The following is a 20,675-nucleotide window of genomic DNA, read 5'->3' on the forward strand; positions in this document are numbered from 1 at the left end:
CTTGCAGCTCGCAGCTGCTTTTACTGGACCTGATAACCACGACTGCTCAGGCAATTGCCCTGAGCCTGTCGATAGGCCTGAACCACTTCGGGCGCCGGTTGATAAGTCGCGGTGCGCGGGTCGAAACCGCTTTGCTGCACGGCGTACTGATAGCACTGATAACCATCCTGCTGCACCTGCTCTGGCGATTGGCCGTTGGCCGGATAGGCCTCGACGTCATAGCCCTGGGATTGCGGCTGCGGCTGTTGCTGCACGGGCGGCTCGACGACTACGTAATCCTGCGTCGCTTCCTGATACGCGTAGTAGGAACCGGCGGCAAGGAACAACAGCGAACCACCGATCCACACTTCACGGGCGTAATCCGGCAAATACTGGATGCGAATCCCGCGCGGCGGTTGCACGACGATGTAGCGTGGGCCTTGCGGGCGATACCAGTAGCCGCCGGAGAAGAAGTAATCCTGGCCACGATACGGCACGCGGTAATCGCGATCCGGGAAGCGGTCGATCACATGCCCCGGCCGGTATTGCGGGCCAGGGCCCCAACCGTTGCCATGCCCGTCGGGACGACCCGGCCAGCGATTGTCATTGGGCCGGTTGTTGGTCTGCCAATGCTGATTGTTGTAGCCGTTTTGCGGACGCTCGTCGCGGTAGTAACCCTGGCGCGGTTCCTGGGTCTGGCGCACCGCGTCGGGCCGTGGCTGGATCGGCAGGCTGTTGGCCGGCAATTGCGGCGGCGGTGGCGGTTGACGCACCGGGTTGGGGTTGTAGGCCGGGCGGTTCTGGTCGTGGTTTTGCCATTGACCATTGTTATTGTGCTGCTGGCCGTTGTGCTCGAACTGGCGGCTGTTGTCGCCACGAATGATTTCGTTGTTCTGCGGGCGCGGTTGATTCTGCTGCGGCGGTTGATTGTTCTGCGGACGCGGCTGCTGATTATTGCCGCCATGCCCCTGATTGTTGCCCTGATGTTCCGGCCCGCGTCCGCCGTTACCGTTGCCATTCGGGCTGCGGCTCTCGGGATCATCGGCAAGTGCTTGCGCACTGACGCTCACACACAGCAAACCAACACCGGCCAGACGCCAGATGCGCGACTTCATGCTTTTTTTCACTGCGGGGCCTGTAAATGTAAGAGGACTTGTAGCTAAGACCGGGAATACACACACCGGGTTCTGCAACAGGTTATCAGTCGCGCAACTTATTTATTGAGCGCCGCCACATGAAATCACAGGCAAGAAAAAAGGGAGACCCGTCGGCCTCCCTTTAGAGAACTTCGTCCTGGCTCGACGCTTTTGACGTCGGCTCACCTCACGCCGTCTTCTGGACAGTGTGCAGCTCGGGGGCCGGCACAACCCCGGTGGGGGTGGCGGCCGCGGCAGGCCGGATAGGGCGGGCCGCGTGGACTGTGTTACCGAGCAGTGATTCTGGTGATAAGAATAGGCCTGAGGCCGCGACAGAGGATTGCGAAGATTGCTGAAATAAACACCACTTGCGCAATTTTTAACCCTGGATAGATAATCCGCCGCAATAGTTACAACCAAGGACAGATTGATGAGCAAACTCGACCGTTACGACCTGAGTATTTTGGCGGAATTGCAGCGCGACGCCCGCATCTCCAACCAGGAATTGGCCGAGCGCATCGGTCTGTCGCCCTCGCCTTGTTCGCGCCGGGTCAAGCAACTGGAAGACGACGGCTATATTTCGCGCCAGGTCGCATTGCTTGATCGCAAGATGCTCGGGCTGAGCCTGACAGCGTATGTGCTGATCGGCATGGATCGGCACACGCCGGAGCGCTTCGAGAATTTCGAAGCGGCGATTCGCACGTTGCCGCAGGTGTTGGAGTGCAGCCTGGTCACGGGTGTGGATGCCGATTACCAGTTGAAAGTGGTGGTGCCGGACATGGATCACTATCAGAAGCTGTTGCTGGGGCACCTCACCCGCATCGAAGGCGTGACCAGCGTGCGCTCAAGTTTTGTGCTGAACCAAGTCCTAAACAGCACCGAACTGCCCCTCACCCACCTGCGCAACTGAACACCTCCCTGTAGGAGCTGACGAGTGAAACGAGGCTGCGATCTTTTGATCTTTCAAATCCAGAACAAAAGATCGCAGCCTTCGGTAGCTCCTACAGAGCGCTTTTGTGGCGAGGGGATTTATCCCCGTTCCAGTGCACAGCACTGGCAGGATTGGTTACAGATGAATGACCGCGGCACACCGACACAGGTCAATGCCCCGCCATCCGCCCTTGGCGTATACTCGCCGCGCCCTTTTAGCCGCGTGCGCGCCGGAGATGCCCAATGGATCCAGCCTTATTAGAAGAGTGGATGATGACCGGACTAGTCAGCATCCTGATCATTTTCATGGGTTTCATCGTCTGGGATCTGGCGAAGAAGTCCAAGGCCGGGCGCTTTGGCTCGTTCATTCTGTTTTTCGTGCTGGGCCTGGGCGTGGCCGCGTTCATCATTAAAAGTGTGGTGATCGGCCTGATCGAATCCGGCGCTCTATAAGCGCGCCGGCACTTCTTTCCACTGGCCCTGATCGAGCCCTTCGATCGACCAGTCGCCAATCTTCACCCGCACCAGGCGCAACGTCGGCAACCCGACCGCTGCGGTCATGCGCCGTACCTGACGGTTGCGCCCTTCGCGAATCACCAGTTCCAGCCACGACGTCGGTATGGTCGCGCGAAAGCGCACCGGCGGGTTGCGCGGCCACAGCTCAGGTTCATCCAGTTGCCGCGCTTCGGCGGGCAAGGTCATGCCGTCATTCAACTCGACGCCATCACGCAGACGCTGCAACTGCTCGGCCGTCGGTACGCCTTCGACCTGCACCCAATAGGTCTTCGCCAATTTGTGTTTCGGATCGGCGATGCGCGCCTGCAACTGGCCGTCATTGGTCAGCAGCAACAAGCCTTCGCTGTCACGATCAAGGCGTCCGGCCGGGTAGATGCCGGGCACATCGATGAAATCCTTGAGCGTCGCCCGCCCTTCGCCGTCGCTGAATTGCGTCAGCACATCGAACGGTTTGTTGAACAGGATCAGTTTCGGCTCGGCCGGTGGCGCCTTGGCAACACGGCGCGGCGAAGACGACTGAGGCTTCGCGCCAGGGCGGCGGGAAGGTGGACGCGGGGGACGAGACATAGGGAGAGCAAACATTTAGCGATCAGGGCTGACAATGCTAGTGCCCCGACCGCCAAATGACCACGACTAACCGTTAACGGAACGGCGGTTCGTCGAAGCTGCGCAGTTTGCGCGAGTGCAGCGAGTTGAGTTCAGTGCGCAGCAGATCGACCGCTTCGATGCCGATCTTCAAGTGCTGGCTGACCGCGCGCTCGTAAAACGCGTTGGCCGAACCCGGCAGTTTGATTTCACTGTGCAGCGGTTTGTCGGAAACGCAGAGCAACGTGCCGTACGGTACGCGCAAGCGGTAACCCTGCGCGGCAATCGTGCCGCTTTCCATGTCCACCGCGACGGCGCGAGACAGGTTGATCAACGGTCGTTCCTGCGCCCAACGCAATTCCCAGTTACGGTCGTCGTAGGTCAGCACGGTGCCAGTGCGCAGGCGTTTTTTCAGATCGTCGCCCTTCTCGCCGGTGACGTTGGCCGCTGCCTGTTGCAGCGCCATTTGCACTTCGGCCAGCGCCGGGATCGGAATGTTCGGCGGCACAACGCGGTCAAGAATGCCGTCGCGACGCATATACGCGTGGGCCAGCACGTAGTCGCCAATGGTCTGCGACTGACGCAGGCCGCCGCAGTGACCGATCATCAGCCAGCAATGCGGACGCAGTACGGCGAGGTGATCGGTGATGTTCTTGGCGTTGGACGGGCCGACGCCGATGTTCACCAGCGTGACACCATGGCCATCGTTGGCGATCAGGTGATACGCAGGCATCTGGTAACGGTGCCAGACCACACCGGCAGCGATTGCCGAGGCTTCGCCGTGATCCATGCTCTTTTCGATGATCACGTTGCCGGGCAAGACCATGCGCACGAAACGCGGGTCGCTGCGCAACTGCTCCAGACCATGGACGATGAACTGGTCGACGTAGCGGTGATAGTTGGTCAGCAGAATCCATGGCTGCACATGGCGCCAGTCGCTGCCGGTGTAGTGCACCAGACGACGCAGTGAGAAATCCACGCGCGCCGCATCGAACAAGGCCAGCGGCAGCGGATCGGTGTTTTCCCAATCGTACAGGCCGTCGGCGATGCCATCGGTGGCGGCGGACAGGTCGGTGCTCGGAAACACCCGCGCCAGCACGGCAGCGGTAACGCCGGAACCGGCGAGTTCATCGCCCTGCTCGACCACGTACGGATATGGAATGTTTTGCTGGCTGACGCCGACTTCCACAGTCACGGTGAAGTCGTGCATCAACGGCACCAGCTGTTCAAGCAGGTATTTGCGGAACGCCGCCGGGTGGGTGACGGTGACGCTGTAAGTGCCCGGCAGTTGCACCTTGGCGTAAGCGCGGGTGGTCTGCGGGACTTCGCCCTGGCAGTGATAGGTCAGACGCAGTTCGGGATAACGAAACAGAGCACGCTGCGCGGCGTCGGGTTCGACGCGATCTTTCAGGTAACGCTTGAGCGCCGAGTTCAGCGCAGTGGTGGCCCGCTCATGCAGCTCGGCCAGACGATCCACGGCTTGTTCGGCGGTTTGAACAACAATAAACGCTTCGGTCACGATCAGCTTCCTGTGTTCTGACTTGCAGAGCTTCATCTTGCCTGCATCGTGGCGTCACGGGAACAGTGGCATGTTGGCAACCGCACAATATATGGGCCACCCCAATCCTTGTAGGAGCTGCCGAAGGCTGCGATCTTTTGATCTTGCTGTTTATAGGATCAAAAGATCGCAGCCTTCGGCAGCTCCTACAGGGGATTTGTGGGGGGGCAGAGGATGTGGGGGGTTGAGCGGGCGACAAGGGCTTCGATGTCGAGGCCGCGTGGCAAGGCGCCGTAGACGCGGCCGCCAGCGCTCAGGCGACTGGCGATGAAGGCATCGCTGACGGCTGAGTTTCCGGCCTCCAACAGGAGCTTGGCCTGCAAACCAAGCGCGATGTCTTCGGTCAGTTGCCGCGCCCGGTATTGAATGTCGCTGGTGTCCTTGAACTGCGCCTGCAACTGCTGAATATGCGCAGCCAGCCGCTTGTCGCCGTGGCCATCTCCGAGTTCGCTGAACAACACATCCAGCACGCCCGGTTCTTTCGACAACGCGCGCAGCACATCCAGACACTGCACATTCCCCGAACCTTCCCACGTCGAGTTCACCGGCGCTTCGCGGTACAGACGCGGCAGGATGCTCTCTTCGACATACCCGGCGCCGCCCATGCATTCCGCCGCTTCGTTGATCATCCCCGGCGCGCGTTTACAGATCCAATACTTGCCCACCGCTGTCACCAGCCGGGCAAATTGCGCTTCGTGGCGATCGTCCAGATGATCCAGCGCCTTGCCCATGCGCAAGCTCAGGGCCAGTGCAGCTTCACTTTCCAGGGCCAGATCGGCCAGCACGTTTTGCATCAGTGGCTGCTCGCTGAGCAGTTTGCCGCCGACCTTGCGGTGCGCGCAGTGATGACTGGCCTGGGTCAGCGCCTGGCGCATCAGCGAACTGGAACCGACCATGCAATCAAAACGGGTCATCGCGACCATCTCGATAATGGTCGGCACACCGCGCCCTTCTTCGCCGACCATCCACGCCAGCGCGCCACGAAATTCGACTTCGCTGGAGGCGTTGGACTGGTTGCCGAGTTTGTTTTTCAGGCGCTGGATATAGAACTGATTGCGCGTGTCGTCCGGACGATGGCGCGGCAGCAGGAAGCAGCTCAAACCCTTGTCGGTCTGCGCCAAGGTCAGGAACGCGTCGCACATCGGCGCTGAGCAAAACCATTTGTGCCCGACCAATTCATACGCCTCGCCCGGGCCACTGGCGCCGACCGGATACGCCTTGGTGGTGTTGGCGCGCACGTCGGTGCCGCCCTGTTTCTCGGTCATGGCCATGCCGATGGTCACGCCGGCCTTGTGCGCCATGCCGACGTTGCGCGGATCGTATTCGGTGGCGAGGACTTTCGGCAGCCATTGCTCAGCCAGATTCGACTGCAAACGCAAGGCCGGCACGCTGGCGAAGGTCATGGTCAATGGGCAACCGCTGCCCGCCTCAGCCTGGCTGTGCAGATAGCTCATCGAGGCGCGGGCAACATGCGCGCCGTCCTGAGGATGGGTCCATGGCAGCGAGGTCAAACCATGCTCGATCGCCGTGCGCATGAGCTCGTGATAAGCCGGATGAAACTCCACCAGATCGATGCGATGGCCGTAACGATCGTGGCTGACAAATACGGGTTTGTTCTGATTGGCGAGGAACCCGGCTTCCATCAACGGCCCACCGGCCAATGCGCCGTAGGCATCGATCCGCGACTCGGCCCAACCGGCGCCAAACCTGCGCGACCACTCCTGCAACGGCAGGTCGATGCGGTACAGGTTGGTGCCGTCCAGCGACGGCGGCTGGTTGGTCACTTCGTGGGTTTCGGCGAACTGATGCAGGTTCATGACGGGGCTCCTTGAATCAACCGGAAAGGTCAGTTAAGCACCGCCCCAAGGTTGATCAAAGTGTCATAAGCGCCGAATTGGCGGCGCTTTTACCCTATCAGCAGCACAACACACGCCGTTCAAGGGCGGCCTGCAGCTCTTCGAATTTCACCGGTTTGTTCAGGTAATCGATCACCGTACCGGTTGCGCAAAGCTCTCGATCCGCGTTCAACGCCAACATGAACACCGGCAAGTTGGCACACCCCGGCAGCGCATGGATCTGGCAGCACAGTGATGCACCTTCATGGCTCGGCATCTGGCAATCGATCAGCACCGCATCGACGGTCTCACGCTGCAGGCAATCGAGCGCCGCCGCGCCATTGTCGGCGGTGCGCACGCGGAAACCGAGCTTGAGCAACATGCCGCGCATGACCAGTTGGTTGACACTGTTATCGTCCACCAGCAGCACCGTGCAGTCCTGCGGCGCGCGAACGCAATCACGGCCAGACACCAGCGTTGGCGCTAGCTCAACCACCGGCAATTCAAACTCGACATCCAGCTGGAAGCGGCTTCCGCTGCCGGGCTCGGAACGGTGGGTGAGCTTGCCGCCGAGCAACTCCACCAGTTGTCGGCAGATCGCCAGCCCCACACCGAGGCCGCCGTATTCGCGAGTCATCGAACCGTCGAGCTGGAAGAAGCGCTGGTACATCGTCGCCTCGCCCAGATCGGTGAATCCGATGCCGGTGTCGATCACCGCAAACGACAGCGCCAGACGATTACCGGTCGACGGTTTGCCGGTGACGCGCAACGCTAGCCCGCCAACACGGGTGAACTTGATCGCGTTATCCAGCAGGCATTCCAGGCATTGCGCGAGTTTTGCGCTGTCGCCGTGCAGGCGATCCGGCAAGGTCGGCAGCACGTCGACTTTGAAGTCCAGCGACTTGCTCGAGGCATTGCCGTCGAATTGCACACGCAATGATTCGACCACGCCACGCAGGCTGAAACTGCCCGGCGCGGCTTTGAGTTTGCCGGCCTGCAACTCCGTGAGGGTGAGGATGCCGTTGACCATGCGCATCATGTCGCGGGCGGAACCGGCGGCAGTCTGCTGGTATTGCTCAAGCTCCGGGTCCATCGCGACCGTCTGCATCAGTTCCAGCGAACCGATCACCCCGTTCATCGGTGTGCGCAGTTCGTGGGTCAGGGTCGCGAGGAATTCATCCTTGAGCTTGTTGCTGTGGGCCAGTTGCTGGTTGAGCACTTCGAGTTTCTGCCCGGCGTCGTACAGCGTCTGCGCCTGCTGCTCGCGCATCGCGTTGATGCGGTCGGCCAGCGCCAGCGACAGCAGCGCCACTTCGATGGCCGAACCGATCTGGCTGGCGTACATGGTCAGGAACACGTTGGGCAGCAGGCCCAGCACCATCAGCGTATTGATGATGCCGCCCAGCAGGAAGGCCGACCAAGCGATGATGAAGTAGCGCGCCACGCGCAGCCCCCGCCACCAGGCCATGATCCCGGCGGCGAAAATCACCACGGTGAAGGTCAGCGCCAGCGTCGTCGCCAGACGCAAGGCCAGGGCGTAACTGGTCATCAGCGACAGGCCGATGACCAGCGCACCAAACGCAATCAGTCCGATCAGCAATCGGTCCAGCCCGCGACTGTGGGTTTTGGTCTGCAGGAAGCTGCGCGCGAACTGGCTGCCGAACAGGCCAGCGCAACCGATAAAGAATGGCGTGGAGGCGTTGGTCCACCACGGATTGTCCGGCCAGAAATACTCGGCCGCCGCGCCGTTCACCGACAGCTGATACAGGCCGAACGAGGCGATGTAGAAGATGTAATAGAGATAGCTGGTGTCGCGCACGCTGAGGTAGATGAACAGGTTGTAGACCAGCATCCCCAGCAACACGCCGTAAATGATGCCCAGCACATACAGGCGCACCGGCTGATCTTCGAGATACGCAGTGCTCGACCACAAGGTGACCGGTGCCTGGATCGAGCCTTCGCTGGCCAGTCGCAGGTAAACGGTTTGTTGCTGATCGGGCTCGAAGGCCAGATCGAACAGGTAATTGTTCTGGCGAATCTCGCGACTGGCGAACGGCAAGGCGTCGCCGGTCTGGCGGGCCAGGCGATAGTTGCCAGTGGCGTCGGGCAGGTACAAGTCGAGGTGGTCGAGCGGTGGATACGCCAGCTCCAGCAGCCAGGTGCGCTGGGCCTCGGGATTGCTCGGGCGGTAATGCAGGTCGATCTTCAGCCAGAACGCCGAGCGCGAGTAACCGGCATTGAGCGTGGCTTTATCGTGGGCTTTGAAATTACCGGCAGCGGCCTGCGCGCGGACATCGGCAATGCTCGCCTGACCGCTTGGGTCTTCGAACACTTGCAGCGACCGGCCCAGAGGGAGGCTCTGGGTAAATTCGTCGAATTCGACGGCGCTCGCCATGAGGGGCAAGCAGAACAGCAACATCAGCAAATAGCGCATTGAAGCCCCAGCGTGGCTCGTCCGGTTGTGTCAGGAAGCCCCCCATTCCCTTTGAGTAGACGTAAAACCGGTATTACCTGTTATTGGTTTGGATCCAGACTAGCATAGCCGTTGATGGCCATTGAGCACCATTGAAATTTTTCCTACAAAGGCTCTAGCACGGGCGTTCCAGAGCAAAGCAGCGGGCTAGAGCTGTTGGGTTGGTCAGCTCACTACAACACCTGATGATGTAAATACCTTTGTGGTGAGGGGATTTATCCCCGACCGGCTGCGCAGCAGTCGTAAATCAGCCGGCGCGGTGTGCCAGCAGAAATCGGGTTGCAGGGTTTGGGGCCGCTTCGCAGCCCATCGGGGATAAATCCCCTCGCCACAGTTATGGGTTCATCCGTTGCTGCAGCGTTGTCCGACAATCTGCTCGCAAACACCGTCAGGACTGAACCCGAAAATCAGCTTTGGTGGTAAGCTCGCGCACCATGAATATCTACAGCTCCCGCCCCGTTGTCCTCTGTCTCTCCGGCCACGACCCAAGTGGTGGCGCCGGCTTGCAGGCAGATATCGAAGCCCTGCTCGCGCAGGGTTGCCATGCGGCTCCGGCCGTCACCGCCCTGACCGTGCAAGACACCGTCAACGTCACTGACTTCCGCGTCCTCGACCGTGAGTGGGTACTGGCTCAAGCCAATGCCGTGCTCAACGACTCCGAAGTCGCTGCGGTCAAACTGGGCATGCTCGGTTCACTGGAAATGGTCGACACCGTTGTCGAACTGCTCTCGGCGCACCCGCACTTGCCGGTGGTCTGCGACCCGGTGCTGCGCGCCGGTGGCGGCGGACGCCTGGGCAAGGACGAGGTCGGCTATGCGATGCGCGAGCGTCTGCTGCCGCTGTCGATCATTGCCACGCCTAACCTTCCTGAAGCGCGCATCCTCGCCGAACTGCCCGAAGGCACCGCGGATGAGTGCGCTGAAAAACTCCTGCCGTTCGTCAAAAACCTGCTGATCACCGGCGGCCATGGCGACGAAACTGAAATCCACAACCGCGTGTACAGCCGCGACGGCCTGCGTGAAACCTTTATCTGCCAGCGCCTGCCGGGCAGCTATCACGGTTCCGGTTGCACACTGGCCAGTGCTTTGGCCGGTCGATTGGCTCAGGGCGAACACCTGGCCAGCGCCGTGCGCAGTGCTTTGGATTACACCTGGCGCACCCTGCGCGATGCCGAACAACTGGGCAAAGGCCAGTTCGTCCCGCGTCGCCTGCCGCTGGATTTCTGCTCGTAACGTCGTGAGGTCTGCCCGATGAAACTACGTGGCCTGTATGCCATTACCGACAGCGAATTGCTGGCCGGCAAGTTTCTCTCTTATGTGGAGGCGGCGCTGGAAGGCGGCGTCACCCTGCTGCAATACCGCGACAAGAGCAACGACGAGGCCCGCCGTCTGCGCGAGGCCGAAGCGTTGCGCGATCTGTGCGAGCGCTACAAGACGCAACTGATCATCAACGATGACGCCGAACTCGCCGCGCGCCTCAACGTCGGCGTGCACCTCGGCCAGACCGACGGCCCGCTGTCGCCGACCCGCGCCCTGCTCGGTTCGAAAGCGATCATCGGCTCGACCTGCCACGCGCAAATCGCGCTGGCCGAACAAGCCGCCAAAGAAGGTGCGAGTTACGTCGCCTTTGGTCGCTTCTTCAATTCCAACACCAAGCCCGGCGCACCGACCTGCAGCCTCGATCTGCTCGACGAAGCCAAACGCACGCTGCACCTGCCGATCTGCGCGATTGGCGGCATCAGCCTCGACAACGCAGCGCCGCTGGTGGCCCACGGGGTCGACCTGCTCGCCGTGGTTCACGGTTTGTTCGGTGCCGAGAGCACCGCCGAAGTGACCCGCCGCGCCCGCGCATTCAACGAATTGTTCAAATCCTGAAGATTGAGAGCCCGATCATGTCTCGTTCCGAAACCCTGTTTGCCAACGCCCAGAAACACATTCCCGGTGGCGTGAACTCGCCAGTCCGCGCATTCAAGAGCGTTGGCGGCACCCCGCTGTTCTTCAAACACGCTGAAGGCGCTTACGTCACTGACGAAGACGACAAGCGTTATGTCGATTACGTCGGTTCGTGGGGCCCGATGATCCTCGGCCACAGCCACCCGGACGTGCTCGACGCGGTGCGCAATCAGCTGCAACACGGCTTGTCGTACGGCGCGCCAACCGCGATGGAAACCGAGATGGCCGATCTGGTCTGCTCGCTGGTGCCGTCGATGGACATGGTGCGCATGGTCAGCTCCGGCACCGAAGCGACCATGAGCGCAATCCGTCTGGCCCGTGGTTACACCGGCCGCGACAGCATCATCAAGTTCGAAGGCTGCTACCACGGCCACTCCGACAGCCTGCTGGTCAAGGCCGGTTCCGGCGCCCTGACCCAAGGCGTACCGAGCTCGGCCGGCGTGCCGGCGGCGTTCGCCAAACATACCCTGACCCTGCCGTTCAACGACATTGACGCGGTTGAGCAGATGCTCGCTGAAGTCGGCGAGGAAGTGGCGTGCATCATCGTCGAGCCGGTGGCCGGTAACATGAACTGCGTACCACCGGCGCCGGGTTTCCTCGAAGGCCTGCGTTCGCTGTGCGACAAGCACGGTGTGGTACTGATTTTCGACGAAGTGATGACCGGTTTCCGCGTTGCCCTCGGCGGTGCTCAGGCGTACTACGGGGTCAATCCTGACCTGACTACTTTCGGCAAGATCATCGGCGGCGGCATGCCGGTCGGTTGCTTCGGCGGCAAGCGCGAAATCATGGAGCGCATCGCGCCGCTGGGCCCGGTGTATCAGGCCGGCACGCTGTCGGGTAACCCGCTGGCCATGGCCGCCGGTTTGACCACGTTGCGTTTGATCAGCCGTCCGGGTTTCCACGCCGAGCTGACCGACTACACCACGCGCTTGCTCGACGGTCTGCAACAACGTGCCGATGCCGCTGGCATTCCGTTCGTGACCACTCAGGCCGGCGGCATGTTCGGTCTGTACTTCAGCGGTGCCGACGACATCGTCACCTTTGAAGACGTGATGGCCAGCGACGCGGCGCTGTTCGGGCGCTTCTTCCACCTGATGCTGGAAGGTGGCGTGTACCTGGCACCGAGCGCCTTCGAAGCCGGTTTCACCTCGATCGCTCACGGCGACGCAGAGTTGCAACTGACGCTGGACGCTGCCGAACGCGCCTTCGCTGCACTGAAGTAATTGCCGTACCGCTGACGTTGGCTATGACTAGCGTCAGCTTTCACCTACATCCCCATGGTTTTTCCGACGCTCTGCTAAAAATCTTCCATAAAGTGGGCGATATATTCCCCGCGCAGCAGAAAAACGAGTAAAGACTTTGTAAGGTTGGCCCTGCTTATTTCATAATGCGCGCTTATTGGATCCCTCGATGGGTCCGCGTGCCCTTCAGAGGTAAGTCGATTCCCATGAACCGCACCGGCCGCACCCTTGCCTTGGGCTGCCTGTTGCTCCTTCAGCCCCTGCTCGCGCATGCACAAGCAGGCGGCAACTCGTTGTTGATCCCGGCGATGGGTCGTTGCACCCTCAATACTCAGCCGCAAGACGTCACGCAGGCACTGGCCGCCTGCCAGAAAGCGGCGGACGAAGGGGATGCGCAAGCGCAATACGAGTTGGGTGAGTTCTACTACGACGGCAAAAATGCGCCGCGCGACCTCAATCAAGCTCTGAGCTATTTCGAAAAAGCCTCGTTGCAAGGCCACGCTCAGGCGCAATTCAAACTCGGCACGATGTTCTTCCACGGTGAAGGCGTGCAGGCCAACAATATTCAGGCGTACATCGTATTGAAGATGGCTGCGGTCAACGGCGCTGAAGACGCGCTGGATACGGCTGATGAAGTCTCTGAAAAAATGTCCCGCGAAGACCTTGAGACCGCCACGCAGGTGCTCGGGCAAATTTTCCGTAAATACCTGATGGAACTGCAGAGCGCCGATGGGCGTACGCCTTTCTCACCATTGCCTTGATGGGTGCGGTGACTAACTTGTGGTGAGGGGATTTATCCCCGACCGGCTGCGCAGCAGTCGCAATCCATTCAATGAGGTGTGTCAGATAAAACCTGGTTGCAGGATTTAGGGCCGCTTCGCAGCCCATCGGGGATGAATCCCCTCGCCACAAAAGCCCTCGCCACAAAAATCCCTTCAGCTGTAAATCTCGGTTTTACTTCTCAGGCATCGGCATCGGGAACGGCATCACATTGCCGACCGCGCCGCGAGCTTCGCTGATTTTCGGGGTGCCCAGACGTTCCACTTCGTCGATGCGTACGATCGAATGCATCGGCACAAAGCTGCGCACCACGCCTTCGAACTGCGCCTTGAGCTTTTCTTCGCTCGGGTCGACGACCACTTGCGTGCGCTCGCCAAAGACGAACTCTTCCACTTCCAGAAAACCCCACAGATCACTTTGATAGATCTGCTTGGCGTACATTTCGAACACCTGGCCCTGGTTGAGGAAAATCACCTTATAGATTGGAGCTTCGCGTTTGGTCATGGCGGGGGGATAACGTCGGGGATAAAAATGAGGGCGCAAACTATAGCATAGCCGCTGGACGCGCAGCGGTAGGAACCTGCGGGCTTGTTCCCTATAATGCCGGGTTCTTTGAATCACGTGATGACCCTAATCCATGGCCAAGAAGCTTTACATCGAAACCCACGGTTGCCAGATGAACGAGTACGACAGCTCGCGCATGGTCGATCTGCTGGGTGAACATCAGGCCCTGGAAGTCACCGCGCGCGCGGAAGACGCCGACGTGATTCTGCTCAACACCTGCTCGATCCGCGAGCGCGCGCAAGATCGCGTGTACTCGCAACTCGGCCGCTGGCGCGAACTGAAACTGGCCAACCCGGAGATGGTGATCGCCGTCGGCGGTTGCGTGGCCAGCCAGGAAGGCGCGGCGATCCGTGATCGCGCGCCGTACGTCGACGTGGTCTTCGGCCCGCAGACCCTGCACCGCCTGCCGGAAATGATCGACGCTGCACGCATCACCAAGCTGCCGCAGGTCGACGTGTCGTTCCCGGAAATCGAGAAATTCGACCACTTGCCCGAGCCGCGCATCGATGGCCCGAGCGCTTACGTGTCGGTAATGGAAGGTTGCAGCAAGTACTGCACGTTCTGCGTGGTGCCTTACACCCGTGGTGAAGAAGTCAGCCGACCGTTCGACGACGTCATCGCCGAAGTCATCCACCTCGCCGAAAACGGCGTGCGTGAAGTGACGCTGCTGGGGCAGAACGTCAATGGCTATCGCGGCACCACGCATGACGGTCGTCTGGCCGATCTTGCCGAGCTGATTCGTGTAGTCGCGGCGATTGATGGCATCGACCGCATTCGCTACACCACTTCGCACCCGCTGGAATTCTCCGACAGCCTGATCCAGGCCCACGCCGATGTACCGGAGCTGGTCAAGCACCTGCACTTGCCGGTGCAATCGGGCTCCGACCGGATTCTGGCGGCGATGAAGCGCAACCACACGGCGCTTGAGTACAAATCCAAGCTGCGCAAACTGCGCGCGGCGGTGCCGGGCATCTGCATCAGCTCGGACTTTATCGTTGGTTTCCCCGGCGAGACCGAGAAAGATTTCGAACAGACCATGAAGCTGATTGCCGACGTCGGTTTCGACTTTTCCTACTCGTTCGTCTATAGCCAGCGCCCGGGTACCCCGGCTGCCGACCTGGCCGACGAGACCCCGGAAGAGTTGAAGAAGGAACGCCTGAACGCGCTGCAACATCGCTTGAATCAGCAGGGTTTCGAGATCAGCCGACAGATGGTTGGTTCGACCCAACGGATTCTGGTGACCGATTACTCGAAGAAAGACCCGGGCGAGCTGCAAGGGCGCACCGAGAATAATCGTATCGTCAACTTCCGCTGCGACAATCCGACCCTGATCGGCCAGTTCGCCGACGTGCACATCGACGCGGCCCAACCGCACTCGCTGCGCGGCTCGCTGATCCAATAACAGATATCAGCAGCACAGAAAAACCTGTGGGAGCTGGCTTGCCAGCGATGAGGCCATCAGCCCCGACAAATATGTCGCCTGCTGCACCGCTATCGCTGGCAAGCCAGCTCCCACAGTGGACAGCATTGTTCTTCAGAATGTACTCATCCATTTAAGAGCTTTCGCACCCAGGCCTCTGGCGTTATCCTTGATTTCATCCTAATTGCCCCAGGGCGGCTAAATACGACCTTGAACGCACCCATAGAACCACATCGTTTTATCCTCGAGCCCTTTGAGGCTCGCCGCTTCGCCAATCTGTGCGGGCAATTCGACGAGCATTTGCGCTTGATCGAACAGCGCCTGACCATCGAGATCCGCAACCGCGGCAACCAGTTCGAGCTGATCGGCGACCCCAAGCACACCACGTCTGCGGAAAATCTGATTCGTCGCCTGTACCGGGAAACCAAAGGTTCAGAGCTGTCGCCAGATACGGTGCACCTGTTCCTGCAGGAATCGGCCGTGGTCGAGCTGGACAACCACGCCCCCGCCGAAGCTTCCGTTGCCCTGCGCACCAAGAAAGGCATGATTCGCCCGCGCGGCTTGAATCAGTTGCGCTACGTCAAGGAAGTCCTCGGCAACGACATCAACTTCGGCATCGGTCCGGCCGGTACCGGCAAGACCTATCTGGCCGTGGCCTGCGCTGTCGATGCACTGGAACGCGAGCAGATCCGTCGCATCCTGCTGGTGCGTCCGGCGGTTGAAGCGGGTGAGAAACTCGGCTTCCTGCCCGGCGACCTGTCGCAGAAGATCGACCCGTACCTGCGCCCGCTCTACGACGCGCTCTACGAGATGCTCGGCTTTGAATACGTGGCCAAGCTGATCGAACGTCAGGTGATCGAAGTTGCGCCGCTGGCCTACATGCGCGGTCGCACGCTGAACAACAGCTTCATCATTCTCGACGAGAGTCAGAACACCACCGTCGAACAGATGAAAATGTTCCTCACGCGGATCGGCTTCGGCTCTACAGCGGTCATCACCGGTGACATCACCCAGGTCGACTTGCCGAAAGGCACCAAGTCGGGCCTGCATCATGTGATCGAAGTGCTCAAAGACGTGCCGGGCATCAGCTTCACGCACTTCCAGCCGAAAGACGTCGTGCGCCATCCTTTGGTCCAGCGGATTGTCGAAGCCTACGAGCGCTTCGAAAACCGTGACGAAGCACCCAAGGACACCTCGCGAAATGCTTGAGCTAGACCTGCAAATCGCGACTGAAGCGAACGCGCCGAGTGAAGCCGACTTCCGCCTGTGGTGCGAACTGGCCCTGCGCCAGCGCACCGCTGACTCGGAAATGACCATTCGTCTGGTCGACGAGGAAGAAGGCCGCGAGCTCAATCACACCTGGCGCCACAAGGATTACGCGACCAACGTCCTGTCATTCCCTGCCGAAGTGCCCGACGAGTTTCTCGACATCCCATTGCTCGGCGATCTGGTGATCTGCGTGGCGGTGGTTGAGCGCGAAGCCGCCGAACAAGGCAAGGAACTAAAGGCCCACTGGGCGCATCTGGTCATTCACGGCTGCTTGCATCTGCTTGGTTACGACCATATAGATGACGAGGAAGCCGAAGAAATGGAAGCACTGGAACGCGAGTTGCTTGCCGAATTGGGCTATCCCGATCCGTACGCGGACGACGAAACCGAAACATCCCCTATCGTTACAACAAAGGATTCAGAGTAATCGCTATGAGCGAAGATCGATCGAGCAACGGGCAGAAGTCATGGCTGGGTAAACTGACCCAGGCTTTTGCCCACGAGCCGAAGAACCGTCAGGAGCTTCTCGAGCTGCTGCGTGATGCACATCAGAACAAACTGCTGGACAGCGAAGCGCTGGCCATCGTCGAAGGCGCCATTCAGGTGGCTGACCTGCAAGTACGCGACATCATGGTGCCGCGCTCGCAGATGATCAGCATCAAAGCGACCCAGACACCCCGTGAATTCCTCCCGGCCGTGGTCGACTCGGCCCACTCGCGTTATCCGGTCATCGGCGAAAGCCATGACGATGTGATGGGCGTGCTGCTGGCCAAGGATCTGCTGCCGCTGATCCTCAAGGAAAACGGCGACAGCTTCAACATCAAGGATCTGCTGCGCCCGGCCACGTTCGTGCCGGAGTCCAAGCGTCTGAACGTGTTGCTGCGTGAATTCCGCGCCAACCACAACCACATGGCCATCGTCATCGACGAATACGGCGGCGTGGCCGGTCTGGTGACCATCGAAGACGTGCTGGAACAGATCGTCGGCGACATCGAAGACGAGCACGACGTCGAAGAAGACAGCTACATCAAGCCGCTGCCAAGCGGCGACTTCCTGATCAAGGCCCTGACGCCGATCGAGAACTTCAACGAGTTCTTCGACAGCGAATTCTCCGATGACGAGTTCGACACCGTCGGTGGGCTGGTGATGAGCGCGTTCGGGCACTTGCCAAAACGCAACGAAATCACTGAAATCGGCGCCTATCGTTTCCGCATCCTGAACGCCGACAGCCGTCGGATTCATTTGCTGCGACTCACGCCAATCGCCCGGTAATACATCTAAGGATTGAAATGCGCTGGACAACCCGCCCCGGCTGGCCCGGTAACCTGCTGGCCGTGGCGGCCGGTGCAATCACCACCTTCGCTCTGGCACCGTTCAACATCTGGCCGCTGGCTTTGCTGGCAGTCGGTTTGTTCTATGCCGGCATGCGCGAGCTGAGTCCGCGGCAGGCGCTGGGCCGTGGCTGGTGTTTCGGTTTCGGCCTGTTCGGCGCCGGCACCAGCTGGATCTATTACAGCATTCACCATTTCGGCGGCGCTTCGGTGCTGTTGGCCGGGTTCCTGATGCTGCTGTTCACGGCGGCGATTGCCTGGTTCTTCGCCCTGCCCGCCTGGATTTGGGCGCGCTGGCTGCGCCGTAACGAAGCGCCGCTCGCTGATGCGTTGGCGTTCGCCGCTCTGTGGGTCGCTCAGGAAATGTTTCGTGGCTGGTTCCTCACCGGTTTCCCGTGGTTGTACTCGGGTTACAGCCAGCTCGATGGTCCGTTGGCCGGGCTTGCGCCGGTCGGTGGCATGTGGCTGGTGGGGTTCGTGCTGGCACTGACCGCTGCGTTGATCTACAACGCACCGCGCTTGCTGCAAACCGGACGCAAAGGTTTTGTCGTTGCCGGTCTGGTGTTGCTGATCGCGCCGTGGGCTGCCGGTATCGCGCTCAAGGGCCACGCCTGGACCAGTCCATCCGGCGCGCCGCTGAGCGTTGCCGCGATTCAGGGCAACGTCGCACAAAGCATGAAATGGGACCCGGCCGAGCTCAACGCGCAACTGGCCCTGTACCGCGATCTGAGTTTCCGTTCGAAACCGGTGGATCTGCTGATCTGGCCGGAAACCGCCGTGCCGGTGCTCAAGGAGTCCGCCGAGGGCTACCTGAGCATGATGGGTAACTTCGCCGCCGAGCGTAAATCCGCGCTGATCACAGGCGTGCCGATCCGCGAAATGGTTCGTCACGAAAAACGCTTCTTCAACGGCATCACCGTGGTCGGCGAAGGCGATGGCACTTACCTGAAGCAGAAACTGGTGCCGTTCGGCGAGTACGTACCGTTGCAGGACGTCCTGCGTGGCTTGATCGCGTTCTTTGATTTGCCGATGTCCGACTTCGCCCGTGGCCCGGCCGATCAGGCGTTGCTGCAAGCCAAGGGTTATCAGATTGCCCCGTTCATCTGCTACGAAGTGGTGTACCCGGACTTTGCTGCCGGTCTGTCGGCGCGCAGTGATTTGTTGCTGACGATCAGTAACGACACCTGGTTCGGCACCTCGATCGGCCCGCTGCAACATTTGCAGATGGCGCAGATGCGGGCGCTGGAAGCCGGGCGCTGGATGATCCGCGCGACCAACAACGGCGTGACCGGTCTGATCAACCCGTTCGGGCAGATCACCGAGCAGATTCCGCAGTTCGAACAGGGTGTGCTGTATGGCGAAGTGGTGCCGATGCACAACCTGACGCCTTATCTGCAATATCGCTCGTGGCCGTTGATCATTGTCTGCTTGCTGCTGTTTGGCTGGGCACTGATGGCCAGCCGGATGTCGAAAACCCTCTAAAAGCATTAGTTTCAAACCTACTTCTGTGAGGGATCCATTGTGGCGAGGGGATTTATCCCCGATCGGTGGCGAAGCCGCCGCAAATCCATAACACACGGTATATCTGATATACCGCGATTGCAGGTTTTGGGGCGGCTTCGCCACCCATCGGGGATAAATCCCCTCGCCACAGAAGCTCTATCCAACCAAGAAGTCGCTTTCTCAGCGGTAAAACAGCGAATACCCCACCTGCCCCACCGCTTCATTCAGCAACTGCCCGCTCTGCCAGATCGATTTGAATTCCGGCAACCAGCCACCGAAGGGTCGGGCGTTATCAGTGCCTAAAAAGCCCACCGGCGCCGCAACCACTTCAAACCCGGCCTGCTCGAAGCACCATACCGCACGTGGCATGTGCCAGGCCTGCGTCACCACGACTACGCGTTTGATGCCCTGCGGCAGCAACAGGTCGGCGGTGAATTTGGCGTTTTCCCACGTGGTGCGGCTGTCGCCTTCCTGCCAACGCACCGTCACGCCAAAGTCATCGAGCAATGAATCTGCCATCAGCTTTGCCTCGGTCGGCGGCGTACCGTAATGCAGACCGCCGCTGGTCAGAATCGGCAAACCCGACGCCTTGGCCAGTCGCGCCGCATATCGCTGACGCTCAAGCCCCACGCCGGTTGGTTGATCCTCACCCCACGCCAGATCACCACGCTCGCGCCCGGAACCCAGCACCACAATCGCATCGGCCCGTTGCGCCAGCGTCGCCCATTCGGCACGGGCCAGCGGTGGCTCACGCTCCAGCGCCTTGGCGCCCCATTGCACGACCACCGGCAGGCTCATCAACCACAACCCGCCAAGCCCCAGGGCAAAACACACTCCGGCCAGGCGCGGCCGCGAACGGCGCAGCCACCACGCAACCAGCAACAACAGCAGCAGAATGCCGGGCGGCAACAAGAGTTGTTTGATCAAATAGCGAAAAGGCATCGGGCATCTCCAAAGATGCCCGAAGCCTAAAAGTGTTGATGAAGCGTTACAACCGATAGGTGGGATCCTGTTGAAAAAGATCCGGTTCTTGACCTGCCATGCGCTTACTTGGCCTGCAGAGCACGTACTTTGACGGTGTCTCTGCCGGGCGCCTTGTCCTTGAGCCAGATGACCTTGGCCGAATGTGCTGCATCGAGCTGCTTCACTGCTTGTGACAGGCATCCATGCGTTTCACGTTCACTGCGATCCAGATAGGCCTTGACCAGTTTGAACTCAGCGGGACTCAAGCCACGCAATTCCAGTTCCAGGGGGCGCTCGTCGCGCAGCCGGTCAGCGGTTTTTACAGCGTCCAGGGCCATACCCAGACGATCGATCAACCTCTCGTACAACTCGGGTTTAGTCACGTTTTTTTGCCGTTGCTCCACCATCCCTCACCTCATTGAAGATAAGACTCACTCCCCAGTTAGAGCTTAGCTTCGCTGCACAAACCGGCTGTACGCCGCGACCAACGGCCCCGACGCAAGTATTGCGGGACATGTAGCTGTAATCAGGGTTTCCCTAGGCCAAGCGCGGTCATGTATGCTACGGCGCTTCCTGTAATTCCACTTCCAGCTCGTCCGGGCCAACCCCGGAACCTGCGTTGAAGAGGATTAGGCCACCC

At 60.3% G+C, this 20,675-nt stretch carries 19 protein-coding genes; 11 read left to right on the forward strand and 8 right to left on the reverse strand.

Translation table 11 applies throughout. The annotated features are described in order from the left end of the window. Window positions 1–20: 20 nt before the first annotated feature. A complete protein-coding gene (locus tag ACQ4MY_RS26215) occupies window positions 21–1,094 on the reverse strand; it encodes a DUF6515 family protein (RefSeq protein WP_440096945.1) in 1,074 nt (357 codons plus the stop codon). Between the two features lie 451 nt (window positions 1,095–1,545). On the opposite strand from ACQ4MY_RS26215, the gene ACQ4MY_RS26220 reads away from it, so the two are divergent. Next, window positions 1,546–2,025: an Lrp/AsnC family transcriptional regulator gene (locus tag ACQ4MY_RS26220; protein WP_008081091.1), complete on the forward strand. Its 480-nt coding sequence runs from the start codon at window positions 1,546–1,548 to the stop codon at window positions 2,023–2,025. 263 nt (window positions 2,026–2,288) lie between these two features. Continuing rightward, the gene (locus ACQ4MY_RS26225) at window positions 2,289–2,498 is read left to right on the forward strand and encodes a DUF2788 domain-containing protein (RefSeq protein ID WP_007909655.1); all 210 of its coding nucleotides are present in this window, start codon (window positions 2,289–2,291) and stop codon (window positions 2,496–2,498) included. On the opposite strand, the gene ACQ4MY_RS26230 is transcribed toward ACQ4MY_RS26225, so the two are convergent. The 4 genes from ACQ4MY_RS26230 to ACQ4MY_RS26245 all read right to left on the reverse strand — a co-directional run bounded on the left by ACQ4MY_RS26230 (window position 2,493) and on the right by ACQ4MY_RS26245 (window position 8,973). Continuing rightward, a complete protein-coding gene (locus ACQ4MY_RS26230) occupies window positions 2,493–3,128 on the reverse strand; it encodes a pseudouridine synthase (RefSeq protein ID WP_008081087.1) in 636 nt (211 codons plus the stop codon). The two genes, ACQ4MY_RS26225 and ACQ4MY_RS26230, sit on opposite strands and share 6 nt — an antisense overlap. A gap of 73 nt (window positions 3,129–3,201) precedes the next feature. After that, window positions 3,202–4,701, reverse strand: coding sequence for an AMP nucleosidase (gene amn / locus ACQ4MY_RS26235; protein WP_162130776.1), 1,500 nt, complete (start codon window positions 4,699–4,701; stop codon window positions 3,202–3,204). A 149-nt stretch (window positions 4,702–4,850) separates the two neighbouring features. Then, window positions 4,851–6,521 carry an acyl-CoA dehydrogenase family protein gene (locus ACQ4MY_RS26240; protein WP_440096946.1) on the reverse strand — a complete coding sequence of 557 codons (1,671 nt, stop codon included), beginning with the start codon at window positions 6,519–6,521 and terminating at the stop codon, window positions 4,851–4,853. Window positions 6,522–6,618: 97 nt separating this feature from the next. Further along, window positions 6,619–8,973, reverse strand: coding sequence for a 7TM diverse intracellular signaling domain-containing protein (locus tag ACQ4MY_RS26245; protein WP_440096947.1), 2,355 nt, complete (start codon window positions 8,971–8,973; stop codon window positions 6,619–6,621). Between the two features lie 473 nt (window positions 8,974–9,446). Here ACQ4MY_RS26245 and ACQ4MY_RS26250 point away from each other — a divergent pair, with 473 nt between their 5' ends. The 4 genes from ACQ4MY_RS26250 to ACQ4MY_RS26265 all read left to right on the forward strand — a co-directional run bounded on the left by ACQ4MY_RS26250 (window position 9,447) and on the right by ACQ4MY_RS26265 (window position 12,966). Continuing rightward, window positions 9,447–10,244, forward strand: a complete 798-nt coding sequence (locus tag ACQ4MY_RS26250) for a hydroxymethylpyrimidine/phosphomethylpyrimidine kinase (RefSeq protein ID WP_007909650.1) — start codon at window positions 9,447–9,449, stop codon at window positions 10,242–10,244. 18 nt (window positions 10,245–10,262) lie between these two features. Next, window positions 10,263–10,886, forward strand: coding sequence for a thiamine phosphate synthase (gene thiE / locus ACQ4MY_RS26255; protein ID WP_008081079.1), 624 nt, complete (start codon window positions 10,263–10,265; stop codon window positions 10,884–10,886). A gap of 17 nt (window positions 10,887–10,903) precedes the next feature. After that, window positions 10,904–12,187 carry a glutamate-1-semialdehyde 2,1-aminomutase gene (gene hemL, locus ACQ4MY_RS26260; protein WP_440096948.1) on the forward strand — a complete coding sequence of 428 codons (1,284 nt, stop codon included), beginning with the start codon at window positions 10,904–10,906 and terminating at the stop codon, window positions 12,185–12,187. A 224-nt stretch (window positions 12,188–12,411) separates the two neighbouring features. Beyond that, window positions 12,412–12,966 (forward strand): tetratricopeptide repeat protein, encoded by a 555-nt coding sequence (locus ACQ4MY_RS26265; RefSeq protein ID WP_003228518.1) that lies wholly within the window; start codon window positions 12,412–12,414, stop codon window positions 12,964–12,966. A 193-nt stretch (window positions 12,967–13,159) separates the two neighbouring features. On the opposite strand, the gene ACQ4MY_RS26270 is transcribed toward ACQ4MY_RS26265, so the two are convergent. After that, window positions 13,160–13,489, reverse strand: coding sequence for a DUF1820 family protein (locus ACQ4MY_RS26270; protein WP_003185742.1), 330 nt, complete (start codon window positions 13,487–13,489; stop codon window positions 13,160–13,162). A gap of 133 nt (window positions 13,490–13,622) precedes the next feature. Here ACQ4MY_RS26270 and miaB point away from each other — a divergent pair, with 133 nt between their 5' ends. From miaB to lnt, 5 genes are all read left to right on the forward strand, one after another. Beyond that, window positions 13,623–14,951: a tRNA (N6-isopentenyl adenosine(37)-C2)-methylthiotransferase MiaB gene (gene miaB, locus ACQ4MY_RS26275; RefSeq protein WP_440096950.1), complete on the forward strand. Its 1,329-nt coding sequence runs from the start codon at window positions 13,623–13,625 to the stop codon at window positions 14,949–14,951. A 228-nt stretch (window positions 14,952–15,179) separates the two neighbouring features. Next, window positions 15,180–16,178: a PhoH family protein gene (locus ACQ4MY_RS26280; RefSeq protein ID WP_008081076.1), complete on the forward strand. Its 999-nt coding sequence runs from the start codon at window positions 15,180–15,182 to the stop codon at window positions 16,176–16,178. Beyond that, the gene (gene ybeY, locus ACQ4MY_RS26285) at window positions 16,171–16,665 is read left to right on the forward strand and encodes an rRNA maturation RNase YbeY (protein ID WP_440096952.1); all 495 of its coding nucleotides are present in this window, start codon (window positions 16,171–16,173) and stop codon (window positions 16,663–16,665) included. The genes ACQ4MY_RS26280 and ybeY overlap by 8 nt, the downstream gene beginning before the upstream one ends. A gap of 5 nt (window positions 16,666–16,670) precedes the next feature. After that, complete coding sequence (locus tag ACQ4MY_RS26290; protein ID WP_007909641.1) at window positions 16,671–17,510, forward strand: HlyC/CorC family transporter; 840 nt, start codon at window positions 16,671–16,673, stop codon at window positions 17,508–17,510. A 17-nt stretch (window positions 17,511–17,527) separates the two neighbouring features. Further along, complete coding sequence (gene lnt, locus ACQ4MY_RS26295; RefSeq protein ID WP_440096953.1) at window positions 17,528–19,051, forward strand: apolipoprotein N-acyltransferase; 1,524 nt, start codon at window positions 17,528–17,530, stop codon at window positions 19,049–19,051. Between the two features lie 201 nt (window positions 19,052–19,252). Here lnt and ACQ4MY_RS26300 read toward each other — a convergent pair whose 3' ends face one another. Then, a complete protein-coding gene (locus tag ACQ4MY_RS26300; RefSeq protein ID WP_440096954.1) occupies window positions 19,253–20,014 on the reverse strand; it encodes a YdcF family protein in 762 nt (253 codons plus the stop codon). A gap of 104 nt (window positions 20,015–20,118) precedes the next feature. Next, entirely contained in the window at window positions 20,119–20,442 is a 324-nt protein-coding gene (locus ACQ4MY_RS26305) for a hypothetical protein (protein WP_008081071.1), read from the reverse strand. Window positions 20,443–20,675: the final 233 nt, after the last annotated feature.

This window comes from Pseudomonas sp. SM4 (assembly GCF_051913165.1).
Taxonomy (GTDB): Bacteria; Pseudomonadota; Gammaproteobacteria; order Pseudomonadales; family Pseudomonadaceae; genus Aquipseudomonas.